This window comes from Micromonospora sicca (assembly GCF_003172935.1).
Taxonomy (GTDB): Bacteria; Actinomycetota; Actinomycetes; order Mycobacteriales; family Micromonosporaceae; genus Micromonospora; species Micromonospora sicca.
Genome location: NZ_QGKS01000478.1, coordinates 1 through 1922, shown reverse-complemented (window position 1 = coordinate 1922; position 1922 = coordinate 1). Strand labels below are relative to the sequence as shown.

The 1922-nt window shown below is 78.7% G+C and carries 2 protein-coding genes; both read left to right on the top strand.

Going from position 1 to position 1922, the window contains the following annotated elements; genetic code table 11:
* Positions 1-818, top strand: an 818-nt coding sequence (locus tag DKT69_RS34785; RefSeq protein WP_497529440.1) for an NsdA family TPR-like regulatory protein, incomplete at its 5' end; no start/stop codon positions are given.
* A 9-nt stretch (positions 819-827) separates the two neighbouring features.
* On the top strand, positions 828-1910 hold the full coding sequence (locus tag DKT69_RS34780; RefSeq protein WP_109805616.1) for a polyprenyl synthetase family protein: 1083 nt from the start codon (positions 828-830) through the stop codon (positions 1908-1910).
* The last annotated feature ends 12 nt before the right edge of the window (positions 1911-1922 follow it).

The window sequence follows — 1922 nt, the reverse complement described above, 5'->3', positions numbered from 1 at the left end:
CTCCCCGACAGCTCGCCGGCTGGCTCGCCGCCGACGCGGGCGACCTGACCGGTGGCCTGGACGCCTACCGGCTGGCGCTGCGGGCCGCGGTCGCCGCCGGTGACCCGGCCCTCGCCGGGCACGTGCTCGGGTCGGCCAGCCACCTGCTCGCCGGCGCCGGGGACGCGGACGGCGCGCTGACCCTGGCCCGTATCGGGTACGCCGGGGCGCGCGGCGCCGCCTCGCCGGGGCTGCGGGCCCTGCTGCTGCACCGGGTGGCGCTGGCCGCCGCGCTCGGCGGGCGGCAGGGGGCCGCCCGGCAGGCGCTGACCGCGGCCGGACGGCTGGCCGGGCCGGAGCCGGGCCGGGAGCCGCCCTGGCTGTACTGGCTCGACGACGCGGAGCTGGCGGCGATGACCGGGCGCACCCTCGTCGCGCTGGGCCGCCCCGGGCCCGCCGCGGCGTTGCTGCGCCCCGCCGTGCATGGTCGGGGGCGCCCGCGCCGCGCGGCGGTCTACGGGGCCTGGCTGGCCCGGGGCCACCTCCAGCTCGGCGAGGTGGAGCAGGCCTGCGCGGTGGCCGGCGACGCCCTGCTCGACGCGGTCCGGTCGGGCTCGCCCCGGGCCGTCGGCCAGCTCACCGACGTACGCCGGCGGCTCGCGTGGTACCGCGACGAGCCGGCGGTACGGGGTTACGCCGCGCTCCTCGCGGCGGCCCGGCCGTACCTGCCGGTCGGGGCGGCGGCCGCACCCGTACCGGCCCGCGCCCGGCCGCCCCGGTCGACGCCCAGCGCGGCGCGCCGACATGGCGGCACGACGCGACCGGCGGGGACCGGCTAGCGTCGTGGCGTGACCCACGCTGCTCCCGTTTCCCCCGTCGACCGCGCCGGCCTGCGCCAGCGGATCGACAAGGCCCTGACCGAGTTCCTCGCCGGCCAGCGCATCTGGATGACCGGTGTCGACGACGCCCTCGCCCCGGTCGCCGAGGCGATCGAGGCGTTCGTGCTGGGCGGCGGGAAGCGGCTGCGGCCGGCCTTCGCCTACTGGGGCTACCGGGGTGCCGGCGGCGTCGACTCCGACCAGGTGGTGACCACCCTCGCCGCGCTGGAGTTCGTGCAGGCCAGCGCCCTGATCCACGACGACCTGATGGACCGCTCGGACACCCGGCGCGGCGAGCCGGCGGTGCACCGGCGGTTCGCCGCCCGGCACCGCTCCGCCGGCTGGGGCGGCGACCCGGACGGGTTCGGCGACGCCGCCGCGATCCTCCTCGGCGACCTCTGCCTGGTCTGGTCGGACGAGCTGCTGCACTCCGCCGGCCTCGATCCGCGCACGGTGGCCCGGGCGCGGCCGGTCTTCGACGAGATGCGCACCGAGGTCACCGTCGGGCAGTACCTAGACGTGCTGACCCAGGCGACCGGGGACACCTCGCTGGAGCGGGCCGGCAAGGTCGCCCGTTACAAGTCGGCGAAGTACACGGTCGAGCGGCCGCTGCTGCTCGGGGCCGCGCTGGCCGACGCGTCGGCGGAGGCGCGGGCGGCGTACTCGGCGTACGGGCTGCCGCTGGGCGAGGCGTTCCAGCTCCGCGACGACGTGCTGGGGGTCTTCGGGGATCCGGCGCAGACCGGCAAGCCGGCCGGCGACGACCTGCGCGAGGGGAAGCGGACCTACCTGGTGGCGGCGTCCCTGGAGGCGCTCGACGACACCGGCCGGGAGCTGCTGCTGGGCGGCCTCGGCGACCCCGGGCTCGACGGCGCCGGGGTGGCCCGGCTGCGCAAGCTGATCACCGACAGCGGCGCGCTGGCCCGGACCGAACAGCGGATCGGCGCGCTGACCGAGAGCGCCCTGGCCGCCCTCAGCACGGTCGACCTGGACACCGAGGCCCGCCAGGCCCTGGTCGACCTCGCCATCGCCGCCACCCGCCGCACCGACTGACCCCGCCCACCA